The 24,669-nt window shown below is 72.6% G+C and carries 25 protein-coding genes; 11 read left to right on the top strand and 14 right to left on the bottom strand.

The features are described from left to right. The 6 genes from FLX07_RS24420 to FLX07_RS24395 all read left to right on the top strand — a co-directional run bounded on the left by FLX07_RS24420 (position 1) and on the right by FLX07_RS24395 (position 5,892). Entirely contained in the window at positions 1-552 is a 552-nt protein-coding gene (locus FLX07_RS24420; protein WP_142573770.1) for a D-sedoheptulose-7-phosphate isomerase, read from the top strand. Continuing rightward, entirely contained in the window at positions 549-1,946 is a 1,398-nt protein-coding gene (locus FLX07_RS24415; protein WP_142573768.1) for a PfkB family carbohydrate kinase, read from the top strand. The genes FLX07_RS24420 and FLX07_RS24415 overlap by 4 nt, the downstream gene beginning before the upstream one ends. Positions 1,947-1,977: 31 nt before the next feature. Then, the gene (locus tag FLX07_RS24410) at positions 1,978-2,658 is read left to right on the top strand and encodes an SDR family oxidoreductase (protein WP_142573766.1); all 681 of its coding nucleotides are present in this window, start codon (positions 1,978-1,980) and stop codon (positions 2,656-2,658) included. Further along, positions 2,649-3,596 carry a glycosyltransferase family 9 protein gene (locus FLX07_RS24405; RefSeq protein WP_142573764.1) on the top strand — a complete coding sequence of 316 codons (948 nt, stop codon included), beginning with the start codon at positions 2,649-2,651 and terminating at the stop codon, positions 3,594-3,596. The genes FLX07_RS24410 and FLX07_RS24405 overlap by 10 nt, the downstream gene beginning before the upstream one ends. Further along, positions 3,593-4,555 carry a UDP-glucuronic acid decarboxylase family protein gene (locus tag FLX07_RS24400; RefSeq protein WP_142573762.1) on the top strand — a complete coding sequence of 321 codons (963 nt, stop codon included), beginning with the start codon at positions 3,593-3,595 and terminating at the stop codon, positions 4,553-4,555. The genes FLX07_RS24405 and FLX07_RS24400 overlap by 4 nt, the downstream gene beginning before the upstream one ends. A 167-nt stretch (positions 4,556-4,722) precedes the next feature. Next, positions 4,723-5,892: an alpha-hydroxy-acid oxidizing protein gene (locus FLX07_RS24395; protein WP_142573760.1), complete on the top strand. Its 1,170-nt coding sequence runs from the start codon at positions 4,723-4,725 to the stop codon at positions 5,890-5,892. Between the two features lie 22 nt (positions 5,893-5,914). Here the strand turns inward: FLX07_RS24395 and FLX07_RS24390 are convergent, their stop codons facing one another. The 4 genes from FLX07_RS24390 to FLX07_RS24375 all read right to left on the bottom strand — a co-directional run bounded on the left by FLX07_RS24390 (position 5,915) and on the right by FLX07_RS24375 (position 9,044). Continuing rightward, positions 5,915-6,829 (bottom strand): DUF6461 domain-containing protein, encoded by a 915-nt coding sequence (locus FLX07_RS24390; RefSeq protein WP_142573758.1) that lies wholly within the window; start codon positions 6,827-6,829, stop codon positions 5,915-5,917. A 64-nt stretch (positions 6,830-6,893) separates the two neighbouring features. Then, complete coding sequence (locus FLX07_RS24385; RefSeq protein ID WP_142573756.1) at positions 6,894-7,817, bottom strand: MerR family transcriptional regulator; 924 nt, start codon at positions 7,815-7,817, stop codon at positions 6,894-6,896. 22 nt (positions 7,818-7,839) lie between these two features. Continuing rightward, entirely contained in the window at positions 7,840-8,556 is a 717-nt protein-coding gene (locus FLX07_RS24380; RefSeq protein ID WP_142573755.1) for a Mut7-C RNAse domain-containing protein, read from the bottom strand. A 26-nt stretch (positions 8,557-8,582) separates the two neighbouring features. Beyond that, a complete protein-coding gene (locus FLX07_RS24375; RefSeq protein WP_208762365.1) occupies positions 8,583-9,044 on the bottom strand; it encodes a MarR family transcriptional regulator in 462 nt (153 codons plus the stop codon). A 61-nt stretch (positions 9,045-9,105) separates the two neighbouring features. Here FLX07_RS24375 and FLX07_RS24370 point away from each other — a divergent pair, with 61 nt between their 5' ends. Continuing rightward, on the top strand, positions 9,106-9,981 hold the full coding sequence (locus FLX07_RS24370) for an alpha/beta fold hydrolase (protein WP_142573753.1): 876 nt from the start codon (positions 9,106-9,108) through the stop codon (positions 9,979-9,981). A gap of 1 nt (position 9,982) precedes the next feature. Here FLX07_RS24370 and FLX07_RS24365 read toward each other — a convergent pair whose 3' ends face one another. Continuing rightward, entirely contained in the window at positions 9,983-11,440 is a 1,458-nt protein-coding gene (locus FLX07_RS24365) for an aldehyde dehydrogenase family protein (protein ID WP_142573751.1), read from the bottom strand. A gap of 1 nt (position 11,441) precedes the next feature. Next, the gene (gene betA, locus FLX07_RS24360; protein ID WP_142573749.1) at positions 11,442-13,076 is read right to left on the bottom strand and encodes a choline dehydrogenase; all 1,635 of its coding nucleotides are present in this window, start codon (positions 13,074-13,076) and stop codon (positions 11,442-11,444) included. Between the two features lie 29 nt (positions 13,077-13,105). Here betA and FLX07_RS24355 point away from each other — a divergent pair, with 29 nt between their 5' ends. Beyond that, positions 13,106-13,948, top strand: coding sequence for an IclR family transcriptional regulator (locus tag FLX07_RS24355; RefSeq protein WP_142573747.1), 843 nt, complete (start codon positions 13,106-13,108; stop codon positions 13,946-13,948). Between the two features lie 24 nt (positions 13,949-13,972). Here the strand turns inward: FLX07_RS24355 and FLX07_RS24350 are convergent, their stop codons facing one another. The 6 genes from FLX07_RS24350 to FLX07_RS24325 all read right to left on the bottom strand — a co-directional run bounded on the left by FLX07_RS24350 (position 13,973) and on the right by FLX07_RS24325 (position 20,737). Further along, positions 13,973-15,139, bottom strand: a complete 1,167-nt coding sequence (locus tag FLX07_RS24350) for an NAD(P)/FAD-dependent oxidoreductase (protein WP_142573745.1) — start codon at positions 15,137-15,139, stop codon at positions 13,973-13,975. A gap of 17 nt (positions 15,140-15,156) precedes the next feature. Further along, on the bottom strand, positions 15,157-15,504 hold the full coding sequence (locus FLX07_RS24345; RefSeq protein ID WP_142573744.1) for a bifunctional 3-phenylpropionate/cinnamic acid dioxygenase ferredoxin subunit: 348 nt from the start codon (positions 15,502-15,504) through the stop codon (positions 15,157-15,159). 260 nt (positions 15,505-15,764) lie between these two features. Further along, entirely contained in the window at positions 15,765-16,109 is a 345-nt protein-coding gene (locus tag FLX07_RS24340) for an SPW repeat domain-containing protein (protein WP_142573742.1), read from the bottom strand. Positions 16,110-16,389: 280 nt separating this feature from the next. Further along, positions 16,390-17,022, bottom strand: coding sequence for a hypothetical protein (locus FLX07_RS24335; RefSeq protein WP_142573740.1), 633 nt, complete (start codon positions 17,020-17,022; stop codon positions 16,390-16,392). 93 nt (positions 17,023-17,115) lie between these two features. Then, positions 17,116-19,851, bottom strand: a complete 2,736-nt coding sequence (locus FLX07_RS24330) for a M14 family metallopeptidase (RefSeq protein ID WP_142573738.1) — start codon at positions 19,849-19,851, stop codon at positions 17,116-17,118. 223 nt (positions 19,852-20,074) lie between these two features. Further along, positions 20,075-20,737 carry an SDR family oxidoreductase gene (locus tag FLX07_RS24325; RefSeq protein WP_142573736.1) on the bottom strand — a complete coding sequence of 221 codons (663 nt, stop codon included), beginning with the start codon at positions 20,735-20,737 and terminating at the stop codon, positions 20,075-20,077. 148 nt (positions 20,738-20,885) lie between these two features. Here FLX07_RS24325 and FLX07_RS24320 point away from each other — a divergent pair, with 148 nt between their 5' ends. Both FLX07_RS24320 and FLX07_RS24315 read left to right on the top strand, forming a co-directional pair. After that, the gene (locus FLX07_RS24320) at positions 20,886-21,653 is read left to right on the top strand and encodes a bestrophin-like domain (RefSeq protein WP_142573734.1); all 768 of its coding nucleotides are present in this window, start codon (positions 20,886-20,888) and stop codon (positions 21,651-21,653) included. A 1-nt stretch (position 21,654) separates the two neighbouring features. Further along, positions 21,655-22,227, top strand: a complete 573-nt coding sequence (locus tag FLX07_RS24315) for a hypothetical protein (RefSeq protein ID WP_142573732.1) — start codon at positions 21,655-21,657, stop codon at positions 22,225-22,227. Between the two features lie 75 nt (positions 22,228-22,302). Here the strand turns inward: FLX07_RS24315 and FLX07_RS24310 are convergent, their stop codons facing one another. Beyond that, positions 22,303-23,349, bottom strand: a complete 1,047-nt coding sequence (locus FLX07_RS24310) for an aldo/keto reductase (RefSeq protein ID WP_142574009.1) — start codon at positions 23,347-23,349, stop codon at positions 22,303-22,305. Between the two features lie 96 nt (positions 23,350-23,445). On the opposite strand from FLX07_RS24310, the gene FLX07_RS24305 reads away from it, so the two are divergent. Beyond that, positions 23,446-24,123: a TetR/AcrR family transcriptional regulator gene (locus FLX07_RS24305; RefSeq protein WP_142573729.1), complete on the top strand. Its 678-nt coding sequence runs from the start codon at positions 23,446-23,448 to the stop codon at positions 24,121-24,123. Positions 24,124-24,218: 95 nt separating this feature from the next. Here FLX07_RS24305 and FLX07_RS24300 read toward each other — a convergent pair. Next, positions 24,219-24,669: RNA-guided endonuclease InsQ/TnpB family protein (locus FLX07_RS24300; RefSeq protein ID WP_142573728.1), on the bottom strand; the 451-nt coding region annotated here is incomplete at its 5' end.

Raw genomic sequence — 24,669 nt, 5'->3', positions numbered from 1 at the left:
ATGCATCCTCATCTGGCCCGGCTGAGCACCGCGCTGACGGCGGTGGACCCGGAGACGCCCAAGATCCACGCCTGGGGCTACAAGCTCGCGGCCGTGCTGAGCGGCGGCGGACGGCTGCTCGCCTGCGGCAACGGCGGTTCCGCCGCCGAGGCGCAGCACCTGACCGCGGAGCTGGTCGGGCGCTACCGCGTCGACCGGCGGCCGTACGCCGCGATCCCGCTGCACGCCGACACCTCGTCGCTGACCGCCATCGGCAACGACTTCGGCATCGCCGAGCTGTACGCGCGGCAGGTGCGGGCGCACGGCCGCCCCGGCGACGTGCTGATGTGCCTGTCCACCAGCGGGACGAGCCGCAACGTGACCGAGGCGGCCGAGGCCGGCCGCGAGTGCGGCCTGACGACCTGGGCGCTGACCGGCCCCGGGCCGAACCCACTCGCCGAGCTGTGCGACGAGGCCCTGACCGTGCCCGCGGACGACACCGCGACCATCCAGGAGGTGCATCTCACGGTGATCCACATGCTCTGTGACGTGATCGAGAAGGCTGTCGCGTGAGCGGACCACTCGTCATCGTCGGAGACTCCCTGCTCGACGTCGACGTCGAGGGCACCGCCGACCGGCTGGCCCCCGACGCCCCCGTCCCCGTCGTGGATGGGCGGGCGGAGCACCGCCGTCCTGGCGGCGCGGGGCTCGCGGCGCTGCTGGCCGCCCGCGACGGCACGCGGGTGGTGCTGATCACCGCCCTGGGCGACGACCCCTCCGGCCGCTGCCTGGAGGGTCTGCTGTCGCCCTACGTCGAGATCGTGCGGCTGCCGCTGCGCGGCACGACCGTGCGCAAGACGCGGGTCCGCGCCCGCGGGCAGACGCTGGTCAGGATCGACACCGGCGACGGGCGGGCGATGGGGCGGCCCGGCCAGGTGGCCTCCGCCTCCGCGTTCGCCCGCGCGGCCGACGCCCTCGGCGCGGCGAGCGCGGTCCTGGTCGCCGACTACGGGCGCGGCGTGGCCGACCTGCTGCGCGAGCCGCTGCGCGGCCTCGACGTGCCGCTGGTCTGGGACCCCCATCCCCGGGGTTCGCTGCCCGTGCCGGGATGCGCGCTGGTCACGCCCAGCGAGGCCGAGTCGCGCGGCATGTGCGAGGAGCCGTACGTCTCACCGGAGCGCACCGCCCGCAGGCTGGTGCGAGACCTCGACGCCGAGGCCGTCGCGATCACCCTGGGGGAGCGCGGCGCGATGCTGGCCCGCCGCGGCGGCAGGTTCGGACCGGTCCCCGTCCCGCACGTCGCGTCCGGCCCGGACGCCTGCGGCGCGGGCGACCGCTTCGCGGCGGCGGCGGCGCTCGCACTGGCGGACGGCGCGTCCACGGAGGACGCCGTCGCCCGCGCGGTCGGCGAGGCCACCAGGTTCGTGGCGGAGGGCGGGGCCGCCGCGCTGCGCCTGCACCATCCCGACCGGCACTGTCCCGCCGGGGAGTCGCCGGCGCCGTTCGCGCCCGGCGCGTCCGGCTTCGAGGTGGCCGCCGCCGTGCGCGCCGCAGGAGGCCGCCTGATCGCGACCGGCGGATGTTTCGACCTGCTGCACGCCGGGCATGTGAGCCTGCTGCGGCGGGCCCGGGCGTTAGGCGACGCCCTGGTGGTCTGTGTGAACTCCGACGACTCGATCCGGCGGCTCAAGGGGCCGGGCAGGCCGCTGGTGAGCGAGCGCGACCGGGTCGAGGTGCTGCGCGCGCTCGGCTGCGTGGACGCGGTGACGGTCTTCGGCGAGGACACGCCGTCGCGGGTCATCGAGCGCCTGTGCCCCGACGTGTGGGTGAAGGGCGGCGACTACGACGAGCGGTCGATGCCGGAGGCCGAGGCCGTGCGCCGGGCCGGCGGGGAGGTCGTCATCCTGCCGACCGTGCCGGGCTACTCCACCACCGGCCTGATCGCCGCCGCCCGAGCCGCTTCGTGACATCGGCCGCCTATCGAAGGGATCGACCTCAATGGTGGGAAACGTACTGATCACCGGTGGCGCGTCCGGCCTGGGCCGGGCCACCGCCACGGCGGTCGCCAAGGCGGGCGGACGTCCGCTGGTCGTGGACGTGAACGAGCCGGACGGCGGGTTCGACCACGTCCGGGCCGACCTGGCCGACCGTGAGCAGGCCGAGCGGGCCGTGCGCGAGCTCGCCGACCGGGCGGGCGGGCTCGACGGCGTCGTGACGGCGGCGGGCATAGACGCCTGCGGACGGCTGGAGGACGTGGCCGCCGAGCAGTGGGAACGGGTGATCGGGGTCAACCTGCTCGGGACCGCCGCGGTGGTCCGGGCGGCCCTGCCGCATCTGCGCGAGTCGGGAGGCAGGGTCGTCACCGTCGCCTCCACGCTCGGGGTGCGCGCGCTCGGCGACGCGACGGCCTACTGCGCCTCGAAGTTCGGCGTCGTGGGCTTCACCCGGGCCCTGGCGGCCGAGCTGGCCGGGCAGGTGGGAGTGACCCTGCTGATCCCCGGCGGCATGCGGACGAACTTCTTCGACGACCGCCCCGACCAGTACAAGCCCGGCCCCGACGCCCGGCTGAACCAGCCGGAGGACGTCGCCTCGGCGATCCTGTTCGCGCTCGGCCAGCCGCGGGACTGCGAGGTCAGGGAGCTCGTCGTGTGCGCCTCCACGGAGACGTCATGGCCCTAGAAGATCCGCGAAGACCGGTCCTGCTCGCCCTGCGCGGGCTCGGGCTCGGCGACCTGCTGACCTCGGTGCCCGCGCTGCGGGCGCTGCGGCGGGCGCACCCGGAGCACCATTTGGTGCTGGCCGCCCCTGCTTACCTGGGCGGGCTGCTGCCGCTGATCGGCGGCGTCGACGAGCTGCTCGACGTGTCCGGGCCGGGGCCCGTGCCGTACGAGTCGCCGGACGTCGCGGTCAACCTGCACGGCAGCGGCCCGGAGAGCATCCAGGCGCTGCGCCGCACCCGGCCGGGCCGCATGCTCACGCACGCCCACCACCTGGTGCCGGGCCCGGACGGGCCGTCCTGGGAGCCGGAGACGCACGAGAGGCGGCGGTGGTGCGCCCTGCTGGAGTGGTACGGCGTCCCGGCCGACCCGGAGGACCTCGCGCTGCGCGACCCGGGGCCGAGCCCGCTCGCCGGCGGCGAGGTGATCATCCACCCGGGGGCGGCGTTCCGGGCACGGCAGTGGCCGCCGGACCGCTTCGCCCAGGTGGCCGCGGAACTGGCCGGCCAGGGCCACCGGGTCGTCGTCACCGGCGGCATGACCGAGATCGCGCTGGCCCGGCACGTCGCCGTGCTCGCCGGTCTGCCGGAGGAGTCCGTGCTGGCCGGTCGTACGAACCTGCCCGAGCTCGCCGCGTTGACGGCGCACGCGGCGCTCGTCGTCTGCGGCGACACGGGCATGTCGCATCTGGCCATCGCCGTCGGCACGCCCTCGGTCATCCTTTACGGCCCGGTGCCGCCCGCCCTGTGGGGGCCGCCGCCGGGCCGCCCGCACATCGCGTTGTGGGCCGGGCGCAGGGGCGACCCGCACGGCGACCGGCCGTCGGAGGGGCTGCTCGAGATCGGGGTGCCCGAGGTGCTCGACGCCGTCGGAAGGTTGCGAAGGGTGGGAGTGCGGTGAAGGGATCCCGTGTCGTGGTCACCGGGGGAGCCGGGTTCCTCGGCTCCTACCTGTGCGAACGGTTGGTGGAGCGTGGTGCGGCGGTCGTCTGCCTGGACAACTTCCTGACCGGGTCGCCGCGCAACGTCGAGCATCTGATCGGGCGGCCGGCCTTCCGGCTGGTGGAGTGCGACCTCACCGGGTTCGTCCATGTGCCGGGCCAGGTCGACCTGGTGCTGCACTTCGCCTCGGCCGCGTCTCCCGCCGACTACCTGCGCCATCCGATCGAGACGCTGAAGGTCGGCAGCATGGGGACGCTGCACGCCCTCGGGCTCGCCGCCGAGAAGGGCGCGCGGTTCGTCCTCGCCTCCACCAGCGAGGTGTACGGCGACCCGCTGGAGCACCCGCAGAAGGAGACGTACTGGGGCAACGTCAACCCGGTCGGGCCGCGCAGCGTGTACGACGAGGCCAAGCGGTTCGCCGAGTCGCTGTCCACGGCCTACCGCGACTCGCGGGGCGCCGACACCGCGATCGTGCGGATCTTCAACACATACGGCCCGCGAATGCGGCCCCACGACGGCCGGGCGATCCCCACGTTCATCCGTCAGGCGCTGCTGGGCGAGCCGATCACCGTGACCGGCGACGGCAGCCAGACGCGGTCGATCTGCTACGTCGACGACACGATCGACGGCGTGCTCGCGCTGGCCGAGAGCGACTTCGCCGGGCCGGTGAACATCGGCAACCCGGCGGAGATGTCGATGACCGAGCTGGCGGAGACGATCCGCGATCTGGCGGGCTCGTCCTCCCCAATCCGGTTCGTCGAGCGGCCGGTCGACGACCCCGCCGTCCGCCGTCCCGACACCTCGCTCGCGCAGGAGCGGCTCGGCTGGCGTCCGCGCGTCGATCCCGTCACCGGCCTGCGCCGCACGATCGACTGGTTCGACAAGGAGCTGAACTCGTCCTGTTCGGCCGCCTCCTGACGCGTCCGCCGCCCCGGGGCTGCCCGGGGCTGCCCGGGGCGGGCGACGGGCGGCTGGAACGGCAGCGCCGGACGCCGCGGACGGGCCACCGGCTCCTTTCCGCATACTTGGAGGCCGCTTGGCCGCCCGGCTCGGGTAGTGCATCCGGCCAGGGGTAACGCGCACGTATGAGTTTCGCGGAGTATCAGGACGAGCTGTACGCCCAGGGACAGACCGGCCATCAGCCGCCTTATCCGATGACCTTCGCGGAGCTGGAAGAGCGGGCGTCGGCCGCGATGCCGCCGAAGGTCTGGGGATACGTGGCCGGCGGCGCCGGCGACGAGCACACCCAGCGGGCCAACTGCGAGGCGTTCACGCACTGGGGCCTGTATCCGCGCATGCTGGTCGCTCCCGCCGAGCGCGACATGTCGATCGAGTTGTTCGGGACGCGGCTGCCCTCGCCGGTGTTCATGGCGCCCATCGGAGTGATCGGGGTGTGCGCCCAGGACGGCCACGGCGACCTCGCGTGCGCGCGAGCCTCCGCGCGTACGCACGTTCCGTTCTTCGCGGCGACCCTCTCCGCGGATCCGATGGAGGACGTGGCCGCGGCGCTCGGCGACACGCCCGGCTTCTTCCAGCTCTACACGCCGCCCGATCGGGACCTGGCCGCGAGCCTGGTGCACCGCGCCGAGGCGGTGGGGTTCACGGGCATCGCCGTCACCCTGGACACCTGGGTCACCGGCTGGCGGCCCCGGGACCTGCGCGCATCGAGCTATCCGCAGGTGCCCAGCGGATGCCTGAGCAACTACACCAGCGACCCCGTGTTCCGGCGGGGACTGCGACCCGGCGAGGACGCCACCGAGGCGTTCGTGCGCAGATTCCCGATCTTCGGCGGACCGTTCAGGTGGGACGACCTCGACTGGCTGCGGTCGCAGACCAGACTGCCGCTGATGCTCAAAGGCATCTGCCACCCCGAGGACGTCCGTCGCGCCAAGGACCACGGCGTGGACGCCGTCTACTGTTCCAACCACGGGGGACGGCAGGCCAACGGAGGACTGCCCGCCCTGGAGTGCCTGCCCGGCGTGGTCGAGGCCGCCGACGGGCTGCCGGTCCTGTTCGACTCGGGTGTGCGCAGCGGCGCCGACGTCGTCAAGGCGCTGGCGCTGGGCGCCACCGCGGTGGGGATCGGCCGCCCGTACGCGTTCGCGCTGGCGGTCGGCGGCGTCGACGGTGTCGTGCACGTGCTGCGCTCGATACTGGCCGAAGCGGACCTCATCATGGCCGTCGACGGATATCCCACCCTCAAGGACCTCACGCCCGAGGCGCTACGTCGCGTGGGAGGCGTCACGACCTCGTGATTCCGGGCCGCGTGCGCGGCGTTCAGGCGTCCGTGCCGGACAGGATCTCGCGAATGGTCTCGCGGACCGCCGGCCAGCCGTCGCCCAGGGCCAGACCGGCGTGATGGTAGGCGTCCCCGGCGCGCCGCCCCGACGCGAGGTCGACCAGGACGTCTCGTACGACGGGGAACTCGCCCAGGCGGAACCGGGTGGCGAGCAGCCCTGCCAGGTGTGTGAGAGCGGTGAACTGCCGCGACTCCGGCGCGGCCCGCACCGCGTCCCTCAGTTTCACCTCCGGGTCGTTCCGGTATTCGGCGAGTTCCTCGGGTGAGGGCGGCTCCGTCGCCAGGGGCCACTGGAAGGTGAGGTAGGGATGCGCTCCGGACAGCCATTCGGCGGTGAGGCGCACCCCCGTCACCAGCTCGACCACGGTCATCGCGGCGGCCTGCCAGTCGTCCTCGTCCCCGGCCAGCAGGTCGGTCATGGCGCGCAACTCGGGTTCGAGCACCGCGACGTCGTCGCCCGTCCACTCGTCCCAGAACATCGCGTCGAGGCCGACCAGCACCCGGCCGTCGGCCGCGTAGTTGAGCCTGTTGTCGCCCTCCACGTTCCAGTAGACGCCGCACACCCGTCCGTCGCGGCTGAGCCGTCGCAGCACCTCGGGCAGGCTGCCCAAGAATCCGTTGTTCTCGAACAGCACCACGGCCGGGCCCGCGGGCGCCACCGACATCGGGTGGACCCCGTCGTAGTAGGGGAGCGCCTCCAGCGGGGCGGCCTCGTGCGCCTCGTGCGGGGTTCCGCCGCTCACCCGGGCTCCGAAGTCGGCGGCGGAGAACGGCCGGGGCTCGTGCGGGACGACGACCGTCCAGCAGACGGCCGTCTCCAGCCACGGCTCTTTCCGCAGCAGCTCCCGGTAGTGGGAGAACACCTCGGCGAAGGCTGAGCGGCCATCGGTCATGGCGGACACTCCGGAGCGCGGGGACATTTCGGAGTGATCTTCGCAGAAGGCGCCGGGGCGCGTCTCACGAAGTGCGAGCGCGCAGGGCGGCGACGAACCAGGTGAGGGCCGGGGCCAGCGGGTCCGGGGGCGGCCAGCCGTTGACCACCGCGAGCAGCCGGAGGTACGACTCCCTGCGCGGGTCGTTCGCGGTCTCCAGCAAGGTGAGCAGCCGGCGTCGCAGGGCGGTGTCGTCCGGGTGGCCGACGAGGTCGGCGTACCGGGCGGCCACTGAGGCGACGACCGCGTCCGCCTGGGGTGAGGCGCTGCCGACGCCCGCCGCGAGTGCGGGGGCGACGTGGTCGCGGACCATCGCCACCGCGCCCGGGCGCGGGACGTCTCCCCGCACGTGGTCTGTCAGGTGCTGCTCGGTGACGCGCCGCATGAGCGCCCCGAACTCCGGGTCGGCGGCCAGCTCGGCCAGCTCGATCCACGCCTCGACCTGCCCGTCCTCGGGGTCGTCGGGCAGTTCGGGGGTCATCGTGCGCCTGATCCCCGTCAGGCCGGCGTCCAGGCCGCCGAAGGCGGCGTCGAGGAAGCCGTCGATCAGGCGGCGGCGCTCGCCGTCGGAAAGCCTGGCCAGTCTGTGCATGAGATACATCTCCTCAGGGGTGGAGCCGCGCCGTGCCACCGCCGTCGCCACCGCGCGCCGCAGGCGCAGCACCCGGATCTGCGTCGCCAGCGCCTCGGCGTGCGCCGCCGCGACCTGCGCCAGGGACAGCTCCCGGTCGAGGACCTTGCGGATCGTGGGCAGGTCGATCCCCAGGTCGCGCAGCGTCCGTACGAGCTCCAGCCGGGCGGCGGCGTCGATGTCGTAGAGGCGGTGGCCGGCCGGGCTGCGGCCGGTGGGCGGCACGATCCCGCAGTCGGAGTAGAACCGGATGGCCTTGACCGTCAGTCCGGTCCGCCGGGCCAGCTCACCGATCGAGTAGAGCGTGTCGCCGTCCATGCCCCCACCCTCGCGCCTCCCCCTACTGGAGACGCAACCCGGCCGCGCGGAGGGCGCGGTCGACGACGGCGGCCAGATTCCCGCCGTGGGCGCCGTGCCAGTAGATCCGGCCGCAGGCGAGGCAGTGGGCGAACTCGTCGTAGCTGCGCCGGGTCCCGGGTTCCAGCGCGTCCTCCACCTCGGCCTTGCCGACCGGGGCGAGCCGCCCGTTGCAGGCCGTGCAGCGGGTCCACGGAGTCAGCGGCGGGCGGAAGCGGTCGAGCACGTCGAGGAACTGGTCGTCCGGCCGGGCGCCGCGCACGTACGCGCCGCACCGCAGCGACCGGCGGCGCAGGATGCCCCGGTCCTGGGTGAGCAGCACCCGGTCCTCGGCGCCGGCCTGCGCGATCAGGGCGTCGTCGTCCATGTCGTTGCGGTAGGCGGTGTCCCGGCCGACCAGGCGCAGCCGCCGCGCCAGCGTGCCGAGGTGGACGTCGAGGACGAACCGGCAGTCCGGCACGGCCTGCGGCCTGGGCACGGCCGGCACCTCCACCACCTCGTCCGGGCCCGGCCGATACGACCGCTCGACCGGGCGGCCTCCGGCGACCGGTTCGCCGATCTCGGTCAGCGGAACGCCCGCCGACTCGATCAGGTGGCCGAGCGAGGACGTCCCGTCGTACGGCAGGCGCACCTCGGGCCGCCGGTCGCGCGACGCGAGGAAGATCCACAGCTCGGGCGAGAAGCGTACGGACACCTCCATACCCCCAGCATGCTCCCCGTGTCGGCTCATCGGTCTCGCGCCGTCAACGCGTCCAGCGCGGTGGTGAGGAAGAGTCGCACGGCGGCCGTCTGCCGTTCGTCGAACCCGGACAGCACTCCGACCGTCCTGTCGATGAGCGGGCCGAAGTAGCTCCAGCCCAGTTCCTTGGCGCGGTCCTCGACTCTCAGCAGGACCCGGCGCCGGTCCCTGACGTCGCGGGCCCGGCTGACCAGGCCGAGCCGTTCGAGCCGGTCGACGACCCCCGTGGTGCCCGCCGAGTTCAGGCCCAGCCCGGCGCCGAGGAAGCCGGCGGTGGCGTCGATCCCGGCCCGCTCCGCGTCCAGCAGGCAGATGAGCGCCCGCACGTCGGTGACGTGCATGCCGTGCTCGGCCGCGAACTCCGCCTGCCGCAGGCCGTACTCCACCGTGACCGCCCGCAGCAGGTGGAAGATCTCCATCTCCGGGCCCTCGTGGCCGCGCGTCATCATGAAACCTCCTATTATCTCGTTGAACGAGAGTATCGCTCAGCGAGGCATTGTGGAGGCGGTCATGGAGAGCACTGACGACGGATTTCTCGCGGCCTACGACGCCGTCCTGGCGGCGCGCTGGCCCGCCTCCACCGAGGCGGCGGAGATCCGCACGCCCTACGGCACGACCCACGTCAACTCCGTCGGCCCCGCGGGCGCACCGCCGGTGGTCCTCCTCCACGGCGGCGGCACCACTTCGACCGTCTGGTCCGGCACGGCGAGGGCGCTGGGCACGGCCCACCGGGTGCACGCGGTCGACACCGTCGGAGAGGCGGGACGCAGCGTCGCCGGCGAGCGGGCGATCCGGACGCTGCGCGACCAGATGGCCTGGCTCGACGCCGTGCTCGACGGGCTCGGCGCCTCAGGAGTGTCCCCGGCAGTGTCTCTGTGCGGCCACTCCTACGGGGCGTGGAGCGCCCTGCACTACGCGGCGCACGCGCCCGCAAGGGTGAGGGCGCTGGTCCTGGTCGACCCGACGAACTGCTTCACCGGCTTCTCCCGCCGCTACCTGCTGCGCGCCCTGCCGATGCTGCTGCGCCCGACCGTACGGCGACGCCGCGCGTTCCTCGAATGGGAGACCCGGGGCGCGGCGCTGGACGAGACGTGGCTGCGCCTCTACGACCACGCCGCCGCCTTCCCCGCCGCCCGGCCCCTGACCGGTCCGCGCCCCGGCCCGGAGGCGCTGCGGGCGCTGCGGCTCCCGGTGCTGCTCCTGCTGGCCGAGCGCAGCAGGGCGCACGACATCGGCCGGGTGGCCGCCTCCGCCGCGGCGCTGCTGCCCCGCGTGGAGACGGCCGTGCTGCCCGGGGCCACCCATCACACCCTTCCCCTCGCGGCGCCGGCCGAGATGGACGCGCGCATCGGGGAGTTCCTCGCCGCGCACGGGCGAGGCGACTGACTCAGGGGCGGAACCAGTGCTGGGGGCGGGGATCGGTGTTCTGCCAGATGTGCTTGATCTCGCGGTATTCGTTCAGGCCGGTCGGGCCGAGCTCCCGGCCGACGCCGGACTGCTTGAACCCGCCCCACTCCGCCTGCGGCACGTACGGGTGGTAGTCGTTGATCCACACGGTGCCGTGCCGCAGCCGGCCGGCCACCCGCTGCGCCCTGCCCGCGTCCGTCGTCCACACGGCACCGGCGAGGCCGTAGTCGGTGTCGTTGCCCAGGGCGACGGCCTCGTCCTCGCCCGAGAACCGCTCCACCGTCAGCACCGGCCCGAACGACTCCTCCCGGACCACCCGCATGCCGCGGTGGCAGCCGTCCAGCACCGTCGGCGGGAAGAAGTGGCCCTTCCCCTCCAGGCGCCGCCCGCCGCAGCGCAGGTTCGCGCCCTCGGCGATCCCCGCCTCGACGTACGCCTCGACCTTGGCCAGGTGCCCGGCCGAGATCAGCGGCCCGGTCTCGGCCTCGGGGTCGAACGGCCCGCCCAGCCTGATCCGCTCGGCCCGGCGCACCACCGCGTCCACGAACCTCTCGTGGATCGAGTCCTCCACCAGCAGCCGGGCGCCGGCCGAGCAGACCTGCCCCGAGTGCAGGAACACCGCGGTCACGGCGAAGTCGACCGCGGCGTCGAAGTCCGCGTCGGCGAACACGATGTTGGGGTTCTTGCCGCCCAGCTCCAGGGCGACGCGCTTGACCGTCTGCGCGGCGGAGGCCATGATCCAGCGCCCGGTCGCCAGACCGCCGGTGAACGACACCATGTCCACCGCGGGGTGCTCGGCCAGCGGCGCGCCCGCCTCCGCGCCGGCCCCGAGCACCAGGTTGCCCACCCCCGGCGGCAGGCCCGCCTCCTCCAGCAGCCGCATCAGCAGGATCGCGGTGGACGGGGTCAGCTCGCTCGGCTTGAGCACGAAGGTGTTGCCCGCCGCCAGCGCGGGCGCCACCTTCCAGGAGGTCTGCAGCAGCGGGTAGTTCCACGGCGTGATCAGGCCGCAGACCCCGACCGGCTCGTAGACCACGCGGCTGATCGCGTCGGCGCGGCCGGTGTCGACCGCCCGCCCGGCGTCGGTGCCCGCGATCCCGCCGAAGTAGCGGAAACTCGCGATCACGTCGTCGACGTCGTATTCGCTTTCCACCAGGCGTTTGCCGGTGTCCAGCGACTCCGCCCGCGCGATCTCGGCCTTGTCGCGCCGCAGCAGATCGGCCACCCGCAGCAGCAACGCCCCGCGCTCCCGCTCCGGCGTGCGCGGCCACGGGCCCTCGTCGAACGCCTGCCGGGCCGCCGCGATCGCGGCCTCCGTGTCGGCGCGGCCGGCCTCCGCGACGGTGGCCACGTGCTGTCCGTCGGCCGGGCAGTGGATCTCGCGCCGCCCGCCCTCGGCCGCGTCGCGCCACTGCCCGCCGATGTACAGGTCCTTCATGTCAGGCGTCCTTCCTGTGCCGGTAGAACTCCACCGGCTCGGGGGCCAGGGGAGTGTTACCGAGGATCAGGTCGGCCGCCTTCTCCGCGACCATCATCACCGGCGCGTAGATGTTGCCGTTCGTGACGTACGGCATGACCGAGGCGTCCACGACCCGCAGGCCCTCCAGACCGTGCACCCCCATGGTCAGCGGGTCGACCACGGACATCTCGTCGACGCCCATCTTCGCCGTGCAGGAGGGGTGCAGAGCGGTCTCGCCGTCCTTCGCCACCCAGTCGAGGATCTGCTCGTCGGTCTCGACCTCCGGGCCGGGGGACAGCTCGCCGCCGTTGAACCCGTTCATGGCTGACTGGTTGAGGATGTCGCGGGCCACCCGTACGGCCTCGACCCACTCGCGGCGGTCCTGGTCGGTGGACAGGTAGTTGAACCGCAGCGCGGGCTTCACGCGGGGGTCGGAGCTCTTGATCTTCACCGTGCCGCGGGCGTCGGAGTACATCGGCCCGATGTGCACCTGGTAGCCGTGCCCGCCGGCCGGCGCGCTGCCGTCGTATCGCACGGCGACGGGCAGGAAGTGGAACATCAGGTTGGGGTAGTCGACGTCGTCGTTGCCGCGGACGAAGCCGCCGGCCTCGAAGTGGTTGGTCGCGCCGGGCCCCCTGCGCAGGAACAGCCACTGGGCGCCGACCATCGGCCGGTTGCGCCACTTCATCGCGGGCTGCATCGAGACCGGCTGCTTGCAGGCGTACTGGATGTAGACCTCCAGGTGGTCCTGGAGGTTCTCGCCGACGCCGGGCAGGTCGTGGACCACGTCGACGCCGTGCGCCTTCAGGTGGTCGGCGTCGCCCACGCCGGACAGCTGCAGGAGCTGCGGGGAGTTGATCGCGCCGCCGCAGAGGACGACCTCGCCGGCCCGCACCCGCTTGCCGTCGAACTCGACGCCGACCGCGCGCGTGCCCTCGAACAGGATCTTCGTGACGAACGCCCCGGTCTTGACCGTGAGGTTCGGGCGGTTCATCACCGGGTGGAGGTAGGCCCGGGCGGCCGACAGGCGGCGCCCGCGGCGCAGGTTGCGGTCGAACGGCGCGAAGCCCTCCTGGCGGTAGCCGTTCACGTCGTCGGTCAGCGGGTAGCCCGCCTGCTGCACGGCCTCGAAGAAGGCCTTGAACAGCGGATTCCTGGCCGGGCCGCGCTCCAGCACCAGCGGCCCGTCGTGCCCGCGCATCGGATCCGACGCGTCGGCGGCCAGGCAGTTCTCCATGCGCTTGAAGTACGGCAGGCAGTGGGCGAAGTCCCAGGTCTCCATGCCCGGGTCGGCGCCCCAGCGCTCGTAGTCCATGGGGTTGCCGCGCTGGAAGATCATGCCGTTGATGCTGCTCGACCCGCCGAGCACCTTCCCCCGGGCGTGGTAGATGCGCCGGCCGTTCATGTGCGGCTCGGGCTCGGACTCGTACTTCCAGTCGTAGAACCGGCTGCCGATGGGGAACATCAGCGCGGCCGGCATGTGGATGAACACGTCCCACAGGTAGTCGGGACGGCCCGCCTCCAGCACGAGTACGCGGTTCGAGGGGTCGGCCGACAGCCGGTTCGCGAGAGCGCTCCCCGCTGATCCACCACCGACGATGACAAAGTCATACATGTCCGCCTCCCGGGCAGGATGATATTGATATGCGCAATAGAGTGCAGCATTCGCAACGTCACGCGCCGGGCCCCGATCTCGCGGAAGCCGGTGAGGCCGCCGTACGGCCCGAGGGGAGCGGCGGCGTCCAGTCGGTGGACCGGGCCGTGACGATTCTGGAAATCCTCTCCCAGCGCGGTGAGGCCGGTGTGAGCGAGGTCGCCGCGGAGATCGGCGTCCACAAGTCCACCGCGTTCCGGCTCCTCGGCGCCCTGGAGGCACGCGGCCTGGCGGAGCAGGCCGAGGACCGCGGCAAGTATCGCCTCGGTTTCGGCGTCGTCCGGCTCGCCGCCGGGGTGGCCGCGCGCCTCGACCTCGTCCAGCAGAGCCGCCCGGTGTGCCGGCGGCTCGCCGAGGAGATCGGCGAGACCGTCAACATCGCCGTCGCGCGGTCCCACTACGCCATCAACCTCGACCAGGTGCGCGGCCAGGCGGCCGTGACCGCGTACAACTGGGTCGGCCAGCCCACCCCGCTGCACGCCACGTCGAGCGGCAAGGTCCTGCTCGCCCACCTCGACGAGCGGCGCCGCGAACGGCTCATCGCCGCCGCCGGGCTGGAGCGCTTCACCCCCGCCACGGTGACCGACGCCGCGGTACTGCGCCGGCAGCTCGACGAGGCGCTGCGGCGGGGCTACGCGGTCACCGCGGAGGAGTACGAGATCGGGCTGAACGCCATCGCCGCGCCCATCCGCTCCCACGAGGGCGAGGTGGTGGCGGCCGTCAGCGCCTCCGGCCCGGCCTACCGGTTCAGCGAGGAGCGCATGCGCGAGCTCGCGCCCGTGCTCGTCGCGGGCGCCGCCGACATCAGCCACCGTCTCGGCCACGCGGGATGACGCGGGTCGTGGGCGCGACGGCGCTCATCGCGCCCCGGCGGGCTCGTTCACGCGCCGCCGCCACCGGGTGAACGAGCGCGGCTGGTCGACGCCGAGCACCGCGACCGTGCGGCCCTCCCGCCGGTAGACGGCCAGGAAGCGGCGGGACGCGAGGTCGCCCTCCTCGACGCTCACCTCGTCTCCCGGCAGCGTGTGCCCGGCGAACTGCACGCGCATGCCGTACTGGTCGGACCACAGGTAGGGCGGCGCGAGGGTGTCCGGAACGGCGGCGCCGCCGGACAGCAGCGTTCGCGCGGCGGTCGCGGGACGCCGCGCCGCGCCGGTCCAGTGCTCCACGCGCAGGTGGGCGCCGAGAGCGGGGTCGAACCAGGCGGCGCAGTCGCCGACCGCGACGACTCCCGGCACGCTCGTCGCGCCGCCGGTGTCGCAGACGACGCCGTCGCCGACCGTCACGCCGCTGCCGTCGAGCCAGTCCACCGCCGGCCGCGCGCCGATGCCGACGAGGACCACATCGGCGTCCAGGCGGCGCCCGTCCTCCAGCAGCACGCCGTCGACGCGGCCCTCGCCCGTCAGGGTTCGTACGGCGGCGCCGCAGATCAGGCGCACCCCGTGCGCCTCGTGCAGCCCGGCGAGCGCGGTGCCCATCTCGGGCCCGAGCGCGCGGGCGAACGGCGCGGGCGCCGCCTCGACGATCGTCACGTCGAGCCCGAGCGTGCGCGCGACGCAGGCGACCTCCGCGCCGATGAAGCCCGCCCCGATCACCACGAGCCGCCGGGCGGCGTCGAGATCGGCCCGCAGGGCCGCCGCGTCCTCGATCGTGCGCAGCGTGTGCACGCCGGCGAGGTTGCCCCCGAGGGTGCGGGCGACCGCGCCGGTGGCGATCACCACGCCGTCGGCCTCGACCGCGGAGCCGTCGGCGAGCGCGATCCGCAGCGACCGGCCCTGCTCCAGCCCGGTCGCGGCGACGCCCAGGCGCCACTCGGCGTCGAGGTCCTCGCCGTCGCCCTCCAGGGCGAGGTCCGCCGTCGTCATCTGGCCGGCGAGGAACTCCTTGGACAGCGGGGGCCGGTCGTAGGGGCGGTGCGGCTCGGCCCCGACGATCGTCAGGCGCCCGCCGAAGCCCTGGGCGCGCAGCGCGCGGGCCGCCGACAGCCCGGCGAGCGACGCGCCGACGATGGCGACGGATTTCACGGCACCCTCACGGTGGCTCAGGCCGAACCGGTGCGGACGCCGGGCGGCAGGTTCGGCGGCAGGTCCGAGGGCACGACGTAGACGGTCTCGTCCCGGACCACCACCTGGTGGGTGCGCACCGGAAGCTTCGCGGGAGGAGCGTCCACCCGGCCCGTGCGCAGGTCGAAGCGCGACGCGTGCAGGGGGCACTCCACCTCGCACCCTTCCAGCCACCCGTCCGCCAGCGACGCGTCCTGGTGCGTACAGGTGTCGTCCACCGCGTACAGTTCACCGTCCTCGGTGTGAAAGACGGCGATCGGGGGATCTGTCTCGATTCGGAGAGCCTCGCCCCGGGGCAGGGCGGCGATGGGGCACGCAGGAATCATGCGGAGGTTTCCGGTTTCGTAAGGTGGAACAGGAAGCGCTATACGCAACAGATTGAGCGGAGATCGCGCCAAAGTCAAGTGGCGACACATCGCCTGCGGGGTGATAAGCGCGACCCTGGTCCCGGCGCAGGTGAGACCCCTGTTCACCGCTCCTGCCGACCGCCCGAGCCGGAAAGGCCGGAAAGGCGTACGGCCCCGCCGCCGGTCGCCGGAGGGGCGACGGGCGGCGGGGCCGTACGCGTCGTGGTGCGGGTGAGGGGTCAGGCGGCCGCGGTCGTGCGGCCGCGCACCTGCAGGACGGTGAGCAGGCCGACGACGACGGTGACCGCGCCGGTGATCCAGGCGGTCCACGCCGAGGCGGCGTCGCCGTCGAAGCCGAACGCCCAGGGGGAGACGAACAGCAGTGCGCCGAACGCCGCGGTCACCCAGGAGCCGGCGCCGCCCGCGCCCAGGATGGACCACAGGGCGGAGACGACGAGCAGAGCGCCGAGGATGAGCAGCGGCTGCGCGGCGGCCTGGGCGTCGGCCCAGAAGAACGGCGCGAGCACCGCGACCAGCCCGGCGACGAGGGCGACGATGTCGGACAACGATCTCGTGAGATCCATCCGTGCCTCCGTACGGGGGGAGAGGTGACCTGTTGACCCGACGGTCTGCCTGATTGACCGCCCGGTCAACATTCCGCTAAGTCAGGATTTCCTAACCCTGTGTCACCTCGCCCCGAACAGGGCGGGTTCGGCGGGCGAACGCGGTCGCACCGACAGTGGGAAGGACGGCGAGGAGGGCGAGGGCGCCCCGGGAACGGTCTCATCACAGACGTCCGCACCGTGGGCCGGACTCGCCCACGGTGCGGACGTCCACAGGGGGCGGTTGTCACCCGCCTCCGGTTCAGGACTGGTTGAACAGGGACAGGGTCAGGGTGGAGTGGTATTCACCGGCGGCGACGTCGGTGGAGGTGCGCAGGGCGAGGTCGGCGTTGACCTGGGAGGTGCCGATCTCGTCGGCGGAGTTGGCGGTGGAGACCAGCAGCTCCTGGCTCTCCAGACCCACCTCGGGGGCTCCGGTGCCGTCGCCGATGACGCTGGAGACCGGCTCACCGGCCGCCACCGCGCCGGTGGTGGACTCGCTGAGCAGGCGCGGCTTCCAGCCCAGGTACTCCGGGCCGATGGTCTTGGCCGGGTCGTCGGCCGCGACGAACTGGCTGGACTGGCCGACGACGGCCCAGAACTCCCCGGCGGGGATGTCTTCGGGCCGGCGGGTGTCGGTGACCGTGACCGTCGGGAGGGTGCCGACGAACTGGCGGGCGGTGGCGTCGGAGCCGTTCTCCTGCAGGGACACGCCGTCGTTGTCGGCGACGGTCATGGAGATCTGGCCGGGGGTGGTGGTGGGCTCGATCGTCACCGACACGTCGATGCCGCTGCCGCTGCCGGGGTCGTCGGCCAGTGCGGGGGTGGCCAGGCCGGCGAGGGCGAGGCCGAGCACCGACGCGGCGAGCACCTGCGTGGTCCTGGTGATTCTCATGTGGTCATCGCTCCATATATGGGGGGGCGGGGCCGGCCGGCTTGTCGGCCGGCCCCGGGTTGTGCTGAGTCGTGGCTGACGCTCCTGGGCGGTTCAGCGGCAGCCGGTCGCCGTGTAGGGCGCGTCGTAGGACGAGGTGACCTGCTTGCCGTTGACCGTCGCGGTGCCGGTGACGGTCACCGTGCCCGCGTCGAGCTGCTCGGCCCGGGTGTTGAAGGACTGGTAGGCCTGCTTGCCCGGAGCCACGTCGGCCACCGTCTTGTTGCCGTACGGGGTCGTCAGCGTCACCGTGGCGGGTGCGTCCGATCCGTTGACGGCCGTCACCGCGACGTACGCCGAGGTGCCGATGCAGCGGGACGAGGCGGTCGCGGTCAGCGCGAGCGCCGGAGCCGTCTCGACCGTGACGGTCTCCGTGTTGTAGTTCTTGCCGTTGCCGTTCGGCTTGTAGTTCTTCTCGACGTTGCCCGCGAGGTCCATGGCGAACCAGTGCACCTCGGTGGTCTTGTCGATCGAGATCTTCGCGGCGCCCTCGCGCATGCCCGCGGAGGTCAGCTTGGGCGAGCTCAGGTTCGGCCGGCTGCCGTCGAGGGTGTAGTAGACGTTCGCCGGCTCGTCCACCGTGAAGGTGAACGTCGCCGAGGTGTCGGCCCTGTCGGTCACCACGAGCTTCGACTCGGGCTTCTGCTTGTCCTTCTGGTACATCTGGGCGACCTCAAGGATGCCGATCTGGCCGTTGGAGAACTCCATCGCCTCCTCGTGGCCCTCCTCGAACGGAGGCTGGAAGCCGACCGCGTTGTACCTCTTGGTCGCCGGGTCGTAGACGTCGGCGCCGACCTCGAAGTCCCAGCCGATGATGCCCTTGTTGTACCAGAACTCGTCGGCGCTGTTGCCGGCCGCCGAGTAGAGCACGTCGATCACCGGGCCGGTGCGCCCCGGCCAGATCGCCGTGCCGCGCCAGCCCTGGACGGCGGACAGGATGTGGGTGGAGGCGTTCCAGAAGTACTCCTCCGTGCCCAGATCGGGGCGCGGCAGCGTCTCCCGACCGGCGGTCTTGTACGCCCCCGGAGGCCACATGAAGTAGCCGCCGTAGGAGTGGGTGTTCATCGCGAACTTGATGTTCGGGAACTTCTCCGTGAGCCACACCTCGTTGCGCGTCTCCGGCTCCGACAGCTCCGCCGGGCCGGAGAAGGTCTCGCCGGTGCAGGTGGTCGAGCCGCCGTTGAATCCGTCGAAGACGCTGCCCACCGAGAAGTTGCGGTTGAGGTCGACGCCCCAGGAGTTGCGGCGCGCCGGGTCCGACCCGTCGGCGGCGCAGTAGTTGACCATGTTCTTGCGCTGCATGTTGTAGTCGTACATCGAGTAGTGGGCGCCGTCGGGGTTGATCGTCGGCACGATGAAGATGTCGAGGTTGTTCACCAGTTTCCTGGTGTCCGCGTCGAGCGCGTAGTTGCGCAGCAGCCGCTCGGCGGTCTCCACACAGGTGAGCGGGGTCACCCACTCACGGGCGTGCTCCTGGCAGTAGAGGAACACCCCGGTCTTCGAGCCGTCCCGGCTCTTGCCGATGCGCAGCGCCTTCATCTGGAACGGCTGACGCGAGATGCTTGCGGGCGCCTTCAGGTTGTCGGTCAGCTTCGTCGCCGGAGCCGCGGTCACCACACCGGAGCCGTTGCCGGTCCGGTAGAGGTCGGCGGTCAGCAGCGTCGACGCCGCCGAGTCGCCGTTGACGGCGCCCACGACCTGGGCGGCCGTGCTGCTGACCGCGCCGGAGGCGTCCGTGGCCAGGTTGACCACGACGTCCTTGCCGTTGACGGCGACGGAAAGCGGGGCCGAGGCGGTCCCGGGGTTCACCAGCGCGACGCTGACGTCGTTGCCGCCCTCGCTGCCGTACGCCTTGGACGTCACGTAGAACGTGCTCGCCAGCGCGCTTCCCGAGCCCGCGCCGAACTGCGCCTGCGCCTGGCGGCGGTAGCCGTTCGTCTTGTACGGGAGGTCGACGACCTCCGAGATCTCCGGGAACTGCTTGGACAGCCACACGATCCGGTTCGTGACCTCGGTGGGGTCCATGTAGTGGTCGACGAAGTCCTGCACGTAGTGCTTGCTCGGCGCCTTGCGCGGCTCGCCCAGCCACTTGGTCACCGGCACGGTGATCGAGCCGCCCCGGCTGCTGGTGATCGTGACCTGGGCGGGGGCCTCCGTGATCGGCAGCGGCGAGTTGAACCGGTGGTACATGTACTGCCCCGCGTCGGTGAAGCGGGACATCGTCGTCGAGCCGCCGGAGTCGGGGGCCGTGCCGGGGCCGCTGTCCCAGGTGGCGGTGAGCACCGTCTGGGCGTCGGTCGCGCTCGTCTTCACCTCCACCGACAGGAAACGCTGGTTGTCGAGGCTGGTGAACCACTCGGCGCGCAGCGGGGTCAGCGTGTCGGTCTCCGCCGCGTCGGCCGACGCGGCGGCGAGGGCCTGCCGGCGTTCGGTGAGGTTCGCGGCGTAGTCGCTCTGGTCGGAGATGGCGTCGCGGACGTCGAAGCCACGGTCGCGCAGATTCCGCGCCTCTTCGGGACTGAGCACGGCGTGCACTTCGATGCCGCCGTCGACCGGCTTGCTGTATTCGGCGAGGTCGACGCCCAGGGCGATCAGCCTGTCCACGGCCGACTGGTCGGCGACGACGACGCGCATCAGCGCGACGCCGTTCTGCGCGGTGCTGGACGCGCGGTCGGGCGGGACCGGAGCGGGAGAGGGATCGGCGAACGCCGGAAGGGCGTTCAGGGCGATCGCCAGGGGGAGTGCCAGCGCGGCGGCGTAGCGCCGCGCTCGCCGGGGAGAGCTACTCATCGAGTTTCCTCCATCTGGCGTGCCTTCCGGGAAGGGGGGCCGGCCCGGAGTGATCACGCGAGTTCGAGGGAAGTCTTTGGCACCCCGAAAACGGCGTCAAGGCGCATGAACGCCCCACATATGGGATTTTTCCGTAACGGTATAACTTAGTGCTCGATTGGGTATTTAAGGCCCCTTGCCATCTGAGGCAACATGGGTAACGGTACCGGCGAGGTCCGGTCGGTCACCGCATCAGCACGAGGCGCACGGCCTCGTCGACGGGCACGCCCCCGCCGATGAGTTCGAGGACGCGATGCCGCGTCTCCGGGGCGTCGATCAGCGCGGCGATCACGGCGGCGACGTCGTCGCGCGGCACCGCCCCGGAGGGAAGCGACGGATCGGCCAGTGTCACCAGGCCGGTCCCCGGCCCGTCGGTGAGCCGCCCCGGCCGCAGGATCGTCCAGTCGAGCGGGCGGGCGCGCAGGTCCTCCTCCGCGGCCGTCTTCGCGGTGATGTAGGCCGCCCAGACCTCGTCGCTGCCCGGCGCGGGCGGCGATCCCGCGCCCATCGAGGAGATCTGGACGAAGCGGGCCACGCCGGCCCGTTCGGCCGCGTCGGCGAGCAGCACCGAGGCGCCCTCGTCCACCGTGAACTTGCGCGCGGCGCCGCTGCCCGGTCCCGCCCCGGCGGCGAAGACGACGGCTCCGGCTCCCCGGAGGATCTCGGCCACCTTCTGCGGCGTGGTCCGCTCCAGGTCGCACAGCACCGCCTCGGCGCCGGCCGCCTCCACGTCCGCGATCTGATCCGGGTTGCGGATCAGCCCCACCGGCGCGTCGCCCCGCCCGCTCATCAGACGTGCCAGCCGAAGGGCGATCTTCCCGTGCCCGCCCGCGATCACTACGCGCATGCGCTCACCTCCGCGCCGATCCTGCCATGACAGGTCCCGGCCGCCGGGGCAGGCCGCGCCGTCACTTGCCCGTCCTCGCTGGTCAATGGTTACTTCATGTGATAGTCATGTCACTACTTGTAATCAGCAAAGTGTCTGTGGAGATGACATGCTCATAGGCGTACTCGCGGTCGCGGCGGCCGTCGGGCTGGTGGCCGTGGCGGCCCTTCTGTTCCGCGTGCTGGGCCGGGGCACCGACGATCGCGATCCCGGCGGCGCGTCCGCCGGTCACGCCGGCTCGATGCTCTCCTCGCTGTTCCTGCTCGTGTTCGCCATCGCGATCGTCGTGCCGTGGACCTCGGCCGACTCGGCGCGGCAGAACACCTACGCGGAGACCCAGGCGCTGGTGGAGGCCTACTGGGCCGCCGCGCCGCTCCCCGCCCCCGACGCCGCCCAGGTGCGCGAGGGACTGCGCGAGTACGCGAGATACGTCCTCGAGGACGAATGGCCGCAGATGGCGGCAGGACACCTCGGCACCGAGGGGACGGCGCGACTGGAGTCGCTGCGCGCCCGCGTGACCGAACTGCCGATCACGACCGACGAGGCGCGCGACGCCAGGGACACGGTGCTGGAGCGGATGGGGGACCTGTCCGCCGCCCGTCGGCAGCGCGCCGCCGATGTGGGCACCGCGCTGCCTCCCGGCGTCATGTTGCTGACGGTCCTCACGGGCGTCCTCGTCGTCGTCTTCCCGTTCCTGGCCGGGGCCCGCCCCCGGGGGCTCACGCTCGTGCCGGTGACGGCGATGGCCGTCCTGCTCGGCGTCGGCGTCTATCTCGCCTGGAACATCTCCCACCCCTTCAGCGGAGGCCTGGCGGTGAAGCCCGACGCGTTCGTGAGCGCCCTGCACGAGTTCCAGCGGATCCCCGAGGGCCACTGACATGGGCAGGACGGCGGGCCCGCGCGCGGCCGTCGCGGTCGCGGCCGCTTCCGCCTGCGCCGCGCTGACGTGCGCCACGCTGACCGCCGCGTCTCCCGCCCCGGTGCGGGCCGACGCGGGCGCGTCCCTCACGGCCGACGACCCGGGCGTACCGGGCCTGCGGGTCGGCGTCTGCCTCAACGTGGACGTGATCGTCGACCTGCACGCCGAGATCGGCATCGGAAGACCCGGCTGCACGCCGCCGACCGCCGTGCCCCCTCCGGAACCGCCCCCCGCGCCCTCCCCCGAGCCGCCGCCACCGCCACGGGCCCCCGAGAAGCCCGCACCGGCGCCACGGCACTCCCCGCATCGGGCGGCGGCCGCGCCCCGGCCGCCCGTCGCGGTGCCGTCCCCCCGCCCTCGTCCGACGCCGCGCCCCACCCCGTCGCCGTCGAGGTCACCGGTCTACCGGGTGCCGGCCATGCGCGCGATCGCGCCCGTACGGCACCGCAACCCTCTGGGGGCGCTCACGGTCGTCGTGGTCCTGTCGGTGGCGATCGCCGCCGCCGGTGCCGCCGCCTTCCGCCACCGGTAGGAGGGAACGGTCGTTATCGCGCCGGGGAAGCAGGCGGTTCCTCGGCGGAGTGGGCCGCAGGCGCTGACGCGGCCCTCATCGCCTGGATGTGCCGGAAGAGGGGTCGGCGAGCGCGGCGCCGAACACCCACGGCGAGGTCTGGGCGATGAAGTCGCCGGGAAATCCGAGGGTGAACTCGGTGGCATCTTCCAGGCGCGTGCGCACTTCAGGGGGGAGCGCGAGGCCGGCTGCGGCGAGATTGCCACGTAGCTGGTCGGCGGAACGCGCCCCGACGATCGGATGGACGGCGGGAGAGCGGCTCATCGTCCACGCGATCGCGACCTGTGCCGGGGTCGCGCCGAGGTCGTCGGCGGCCTCCTGCACGGCCCGGGCGACGGCGTGGTCGCGGGCCGAGAGCGACTCGGCCTTCAGCCGTCCCGTGGGCGCGGCCCCGTCCTGGCGGGTGTGTCCACCGGGCAGCGTGTACTTGCCGGACAGCACCCCGCCGCCGAGCGGGCTCCACGCCGTGACGCCGAGCCCGAGGGACTCGGCCATGGGGAGCAGTTCCCGTTCGATGTCCCGTTGCAGCAGGCTGTACGGCACCTGCAGGCCGATGAAGGGACTCCAGCCGCGCCACTCGGCGAGGGTGTTGGCGCGGGCCACGACCCAGGCGGGGGCGTCGGAGATGCCCACGTAGAGCACCTTGCCGGCCTGGACGGCGTCGTCCAGCGCGCGCATGGTCTCCTCGATGGGCGTGTCACGGTCCCACATGTGCACCCAGAAGAGGTCGAGGTAGTCCGTACGCAGCCGGCGCAGGCTGGTCTCCAGGGAGGCCCGGAGGTTCTTCCTGTGGTTCCCCGCGGCGTTCGGGTCGGAGCGGTCGCGGGAGACGGTGTACTTCGTGCCGAGGACGAACGACTCGCGCCTGCCCTCGAGCAGCTCGCCGAGGATCTCCTCGCTGGCTCCGTCGCGGTAGTTGACGGCCGTGTCGATCATGTTGCCGCCGGCCTCGGCGTACAGGTCGAGCATCCGCCGGCACTCCGCTAGCGGTGCGCCCACCCCGCCCTGCTCTCCGAAGGTCATCGCGCCCAGGATCAGTTCGGGCACCCGAAGACCGCTCGTGCCCAAGGTGCGGTACCTCATGCCGATGGCAGAATGTGTCATGGAAGCACCATACATCATGTATGGACACAATGTATGTACAAGGCGTCCGTACAGCACGTCGGTATCCTGAGGGGCATGCCTTCGAAGCCCGGCGCGCAGCCGGCCCGTAGATCGGCCGCGGAGCCGGCGTCCACCGGGTTGCGGGAGCGGATCCTGTCCGCGACCCGCGAGCTGCTGCGGGAGCGCCGCTTCGACGCCCTCAGCGTCGCCGACATCCTCACCGCCGCGGAGGTCTCCCGGGCGAGCTTCTACTTCTACTTCCCGAGCAAGCAGGCCGTGCTCGGCGAGCTGGTGCGCGACGCCGTCGCGCAGGGGCAGCAGGCCGCGGACCCGTGGATCGGCGGGTCGCAGGACCCCGTCGCCGCGCTGCGTGCGGGGGTGCGGGACGGCGCCCGGCTGTGGCGCGACAACGCGGGCATCCTCATGGCGATCGTGGAGAGCCAGGGCTCGGACGAGGGGCTGCGAGCCCTCTGGCTGGAACAGATGAACCTGTTCACCGACGCCGCCGCGGCCCGTATCGAGTCCGACCCGCAGGTCCGCAGGCGGCTCGGGGACATGGACGTGCGCGCGGTCGCCGCGTCGCTGACCTGGATGGGTGAACGGCTCTACTATCTGGCCGCGGCCGGTGTCCCCCCGTTCGTCGACGAGGAGGTCCTCGTCGACGTCCTCACCAACGCCTGGGCATCGATCCTCTACGGCCGGCCGGTCACCCCGCCCAGCCGGATTCCGATTCCCGGGGCAGAGCAGGTTTGACGCGCTCCCCAGCCTGAAGTGAAGGCTGGGGATTCAGCCTGGGCCGCGCGTGCGGCGCTTCTGTGGCTTCCTGTTTCACCGGGTCCTGCCCTCCGCTAGGCGGCGGGTCTCACGGTCCCTCCGCAGGCGTTTAGCCTGTCCGCCCGTCCGGCGGCCAGGATGTTGATCGCCGCGTTGACGTCCCGGTCGTGGACGGCCCCGCACGGGCAGGTCCACGACCGGAGGTTCAGCGGCATCGACTCGGCGACGGTCCCGCAGGCCGAGCAGAGCTTCGAGCTGGGGAACCAGCGATCCACCTTCACGAAGGTCCGGCCGTGCCGGGCGGCCTTGTAGGCGAGCATCGCCGTGAGCCGGCCCCATCCGGCGTCGTGTACGGACTTGGCGAGCTTCGTGCGGGCCAGGCCCTTCACGGACAAGTCCTCCACCATCACCGCTTGGTTGTCGCGGATAATCCGGGTGGAGAGCTTGTGCGCGAAGTCCCGGCGCGCGTCGGTCACCCTGGCGTGTGCGCGGGCGACACGGGCGACGGCCTTCTTCCTGTTCGCC

This window comes from Microbispora bryophytorum, assembly GCF_006874465.1.
Lineage (GTDB): Bacteria > Actinomycetota > Actinomycetes > Streptosporangiales > Streptosporangiaceae > Microbispora > Microbispora bryophytorum.
This window is presented reverse-complemented; position numbering and strand designations above follow the sequence as displayed.

What these genes read in the sequence shown, in the direction of transcription:
- FLX07_RS24420 (WP_142573770.1), top strand. Translation starts at nt 1, where the DNA reads ATGCATCCTCATCTGGCCCGGCTGAGCACCGCGCTGACGGCGGTGGAC.
- FLX07_RS24410 (WP_142573766.1), top strand. Translation starts at nt 1,978, where the DNA reads ATGGTGGGAAACGTACTGATCACCGGTGGCGCGTCCGGCCTGGGCCGG.
- FLX07_RS24405 (WP_142573764.1), top strand. Translation starts at nt 2,649, where the DNA reads ATGGCCCTAGAAGATCCGCGAAGACCGGTCCTGCTCGCCCTGCGCGGG.
- FLX07_RS24395 (WP_142573760.1), top strand. Translation starts at nt 4,723, where the DNA reads ATGAGTTTCGCGGAGTATCAGGACGAGCTGTACGCCCAGGGACAGACC.
- FLX07_RS24390 (WP_142573758.1), bottom strand. Translation starts at nt 6,829, where the DNA reads ATGACCGATGGCCGCTCAGCCTTCGCCGAGGTGTTCTCCCACTACCGG.
- FLX07_RS24385 (WP_142573756.1), bottom strand. Translation starts at nt 7,817, where the DNA reads ATGGACGGCGACACGCTCTACTCGATCGGTGAGCTGGCCCGGCGGACC.
- FLX07_RS24380 (WP_142573755.1), bottom strand. Translation starts at nt 8,556, where the DNA reads ATGGAGGTGTCCGTACGCTTCTCGCCCGAGCTGTGGATCTTCCTCGCG.
- FLX07_RS24375 (WP_208762365.1), bottom strand. Translation starts at nt 9,044, where the DNA reads ATGATGACGCGCGGCCACGAGGGCCCGGAGATGGAGATCTTCCACCTG.
- FLX07_RS24370 (WP_142573753.1), top strand. Translation starts at nt 9,106, where the DNA reads ATGGAGAGCACTGACGACGGATTTCTCGCGGCCTACGACGCCGTCCTG.
- FLX07_RS24365 (WP_142573751.1), bottom strand. Translation starts at nt 11,440, where the DNA reads ATGAAGGACCTGTACATCGGCGGGCAGTGGCGCGACGCGGCCGAGGGC.
- betA (WP_142573749.1), bottom strand. Translation starts at nt 13,076, where the DNA reads ATGTATGACTTTGTCATCGTCGGTGGTGGATCAGCGGGGAGCGCTCTC.
- FLX07_RS24355 (WP_142573747.1), top strand. Translation starts at nt 13,106, where the DNA reads ATGCGCAATAGAGTGCAGCATTCGCAACGTCACGCGCCGGGCCCCGAT.
- FLX07_RS24345 (WP_142573744.1), bottom strand. Translation starts at nt 15,504, where the DNA reads ATGATTCCTGCGTGCCCCATCGCCGCCCTGCCCCGGGGCGAGGCTCTC.
- FLX07_RS24340 (WP_142573742.1), bottom strand. Translation starts at nt 16,109, where the DNA reads ATGGATCTCACGAGATCGTTGTCCGACATCGTCGCCCTCGTCGCCGGG.
- FLX07_RS24335 (WP_142573740.1), bottom strand. Translation starts at nt 17,022, where the DNA reads ATGAGAATCACCAGGACCACGCAGGTGCTCGCCGCGTCGGTGCTCGGC.
- FLX07_RS24330 (WP_142573738.1), bottom strand. Translation starts at nt 19,851, where the DNA reads ATGAGTAGCTCTCCCCGGCGAGCGCGGCGCTACGCCGCCGCGCTGGCA.
- FLX07_RS24325 (WP_142573736.1), bottom strand. Translation starts at nt 20,737, where the DNA reads ATGCGCGTAGTGATCGCGGGCGGGCACGGGAAGATCGCCCTTCGGCTG.
- FLX07_RS24320 (WP_142573734.1), top strand. Translation starts at nt 20,886, where the DNA reads ATGCTCATAGGCGTACTCGCGGTCGCGGCGGCCGTCGGGCTGGTGGCC.
- FLX07_RS24315 (WP_142573732.1), top strand. Translation starts at nt 21,655, where the DNA reads ATGGGCAGGACGGCGGGCCCGCGCGCGGCCGTCGCGGTCGCGGCCGCT.
- FLX07_RS24310 (WP_142574009.1), bottom strand. Translation starts at nt 23,349, where the DNA reads ATGAGGTACCGCACCTTGGGCACGAGCGGTCTTCGGGTGCCCGAACTG.
- FLX07_RS24305 (WP_142573729.1), top strand. Translation starts at nt 23,446, where the DNA reads ATGCCTTCGAAGCCCGGCGCGCAGCCGGCCCGTAGATCGGCCGCGGAG.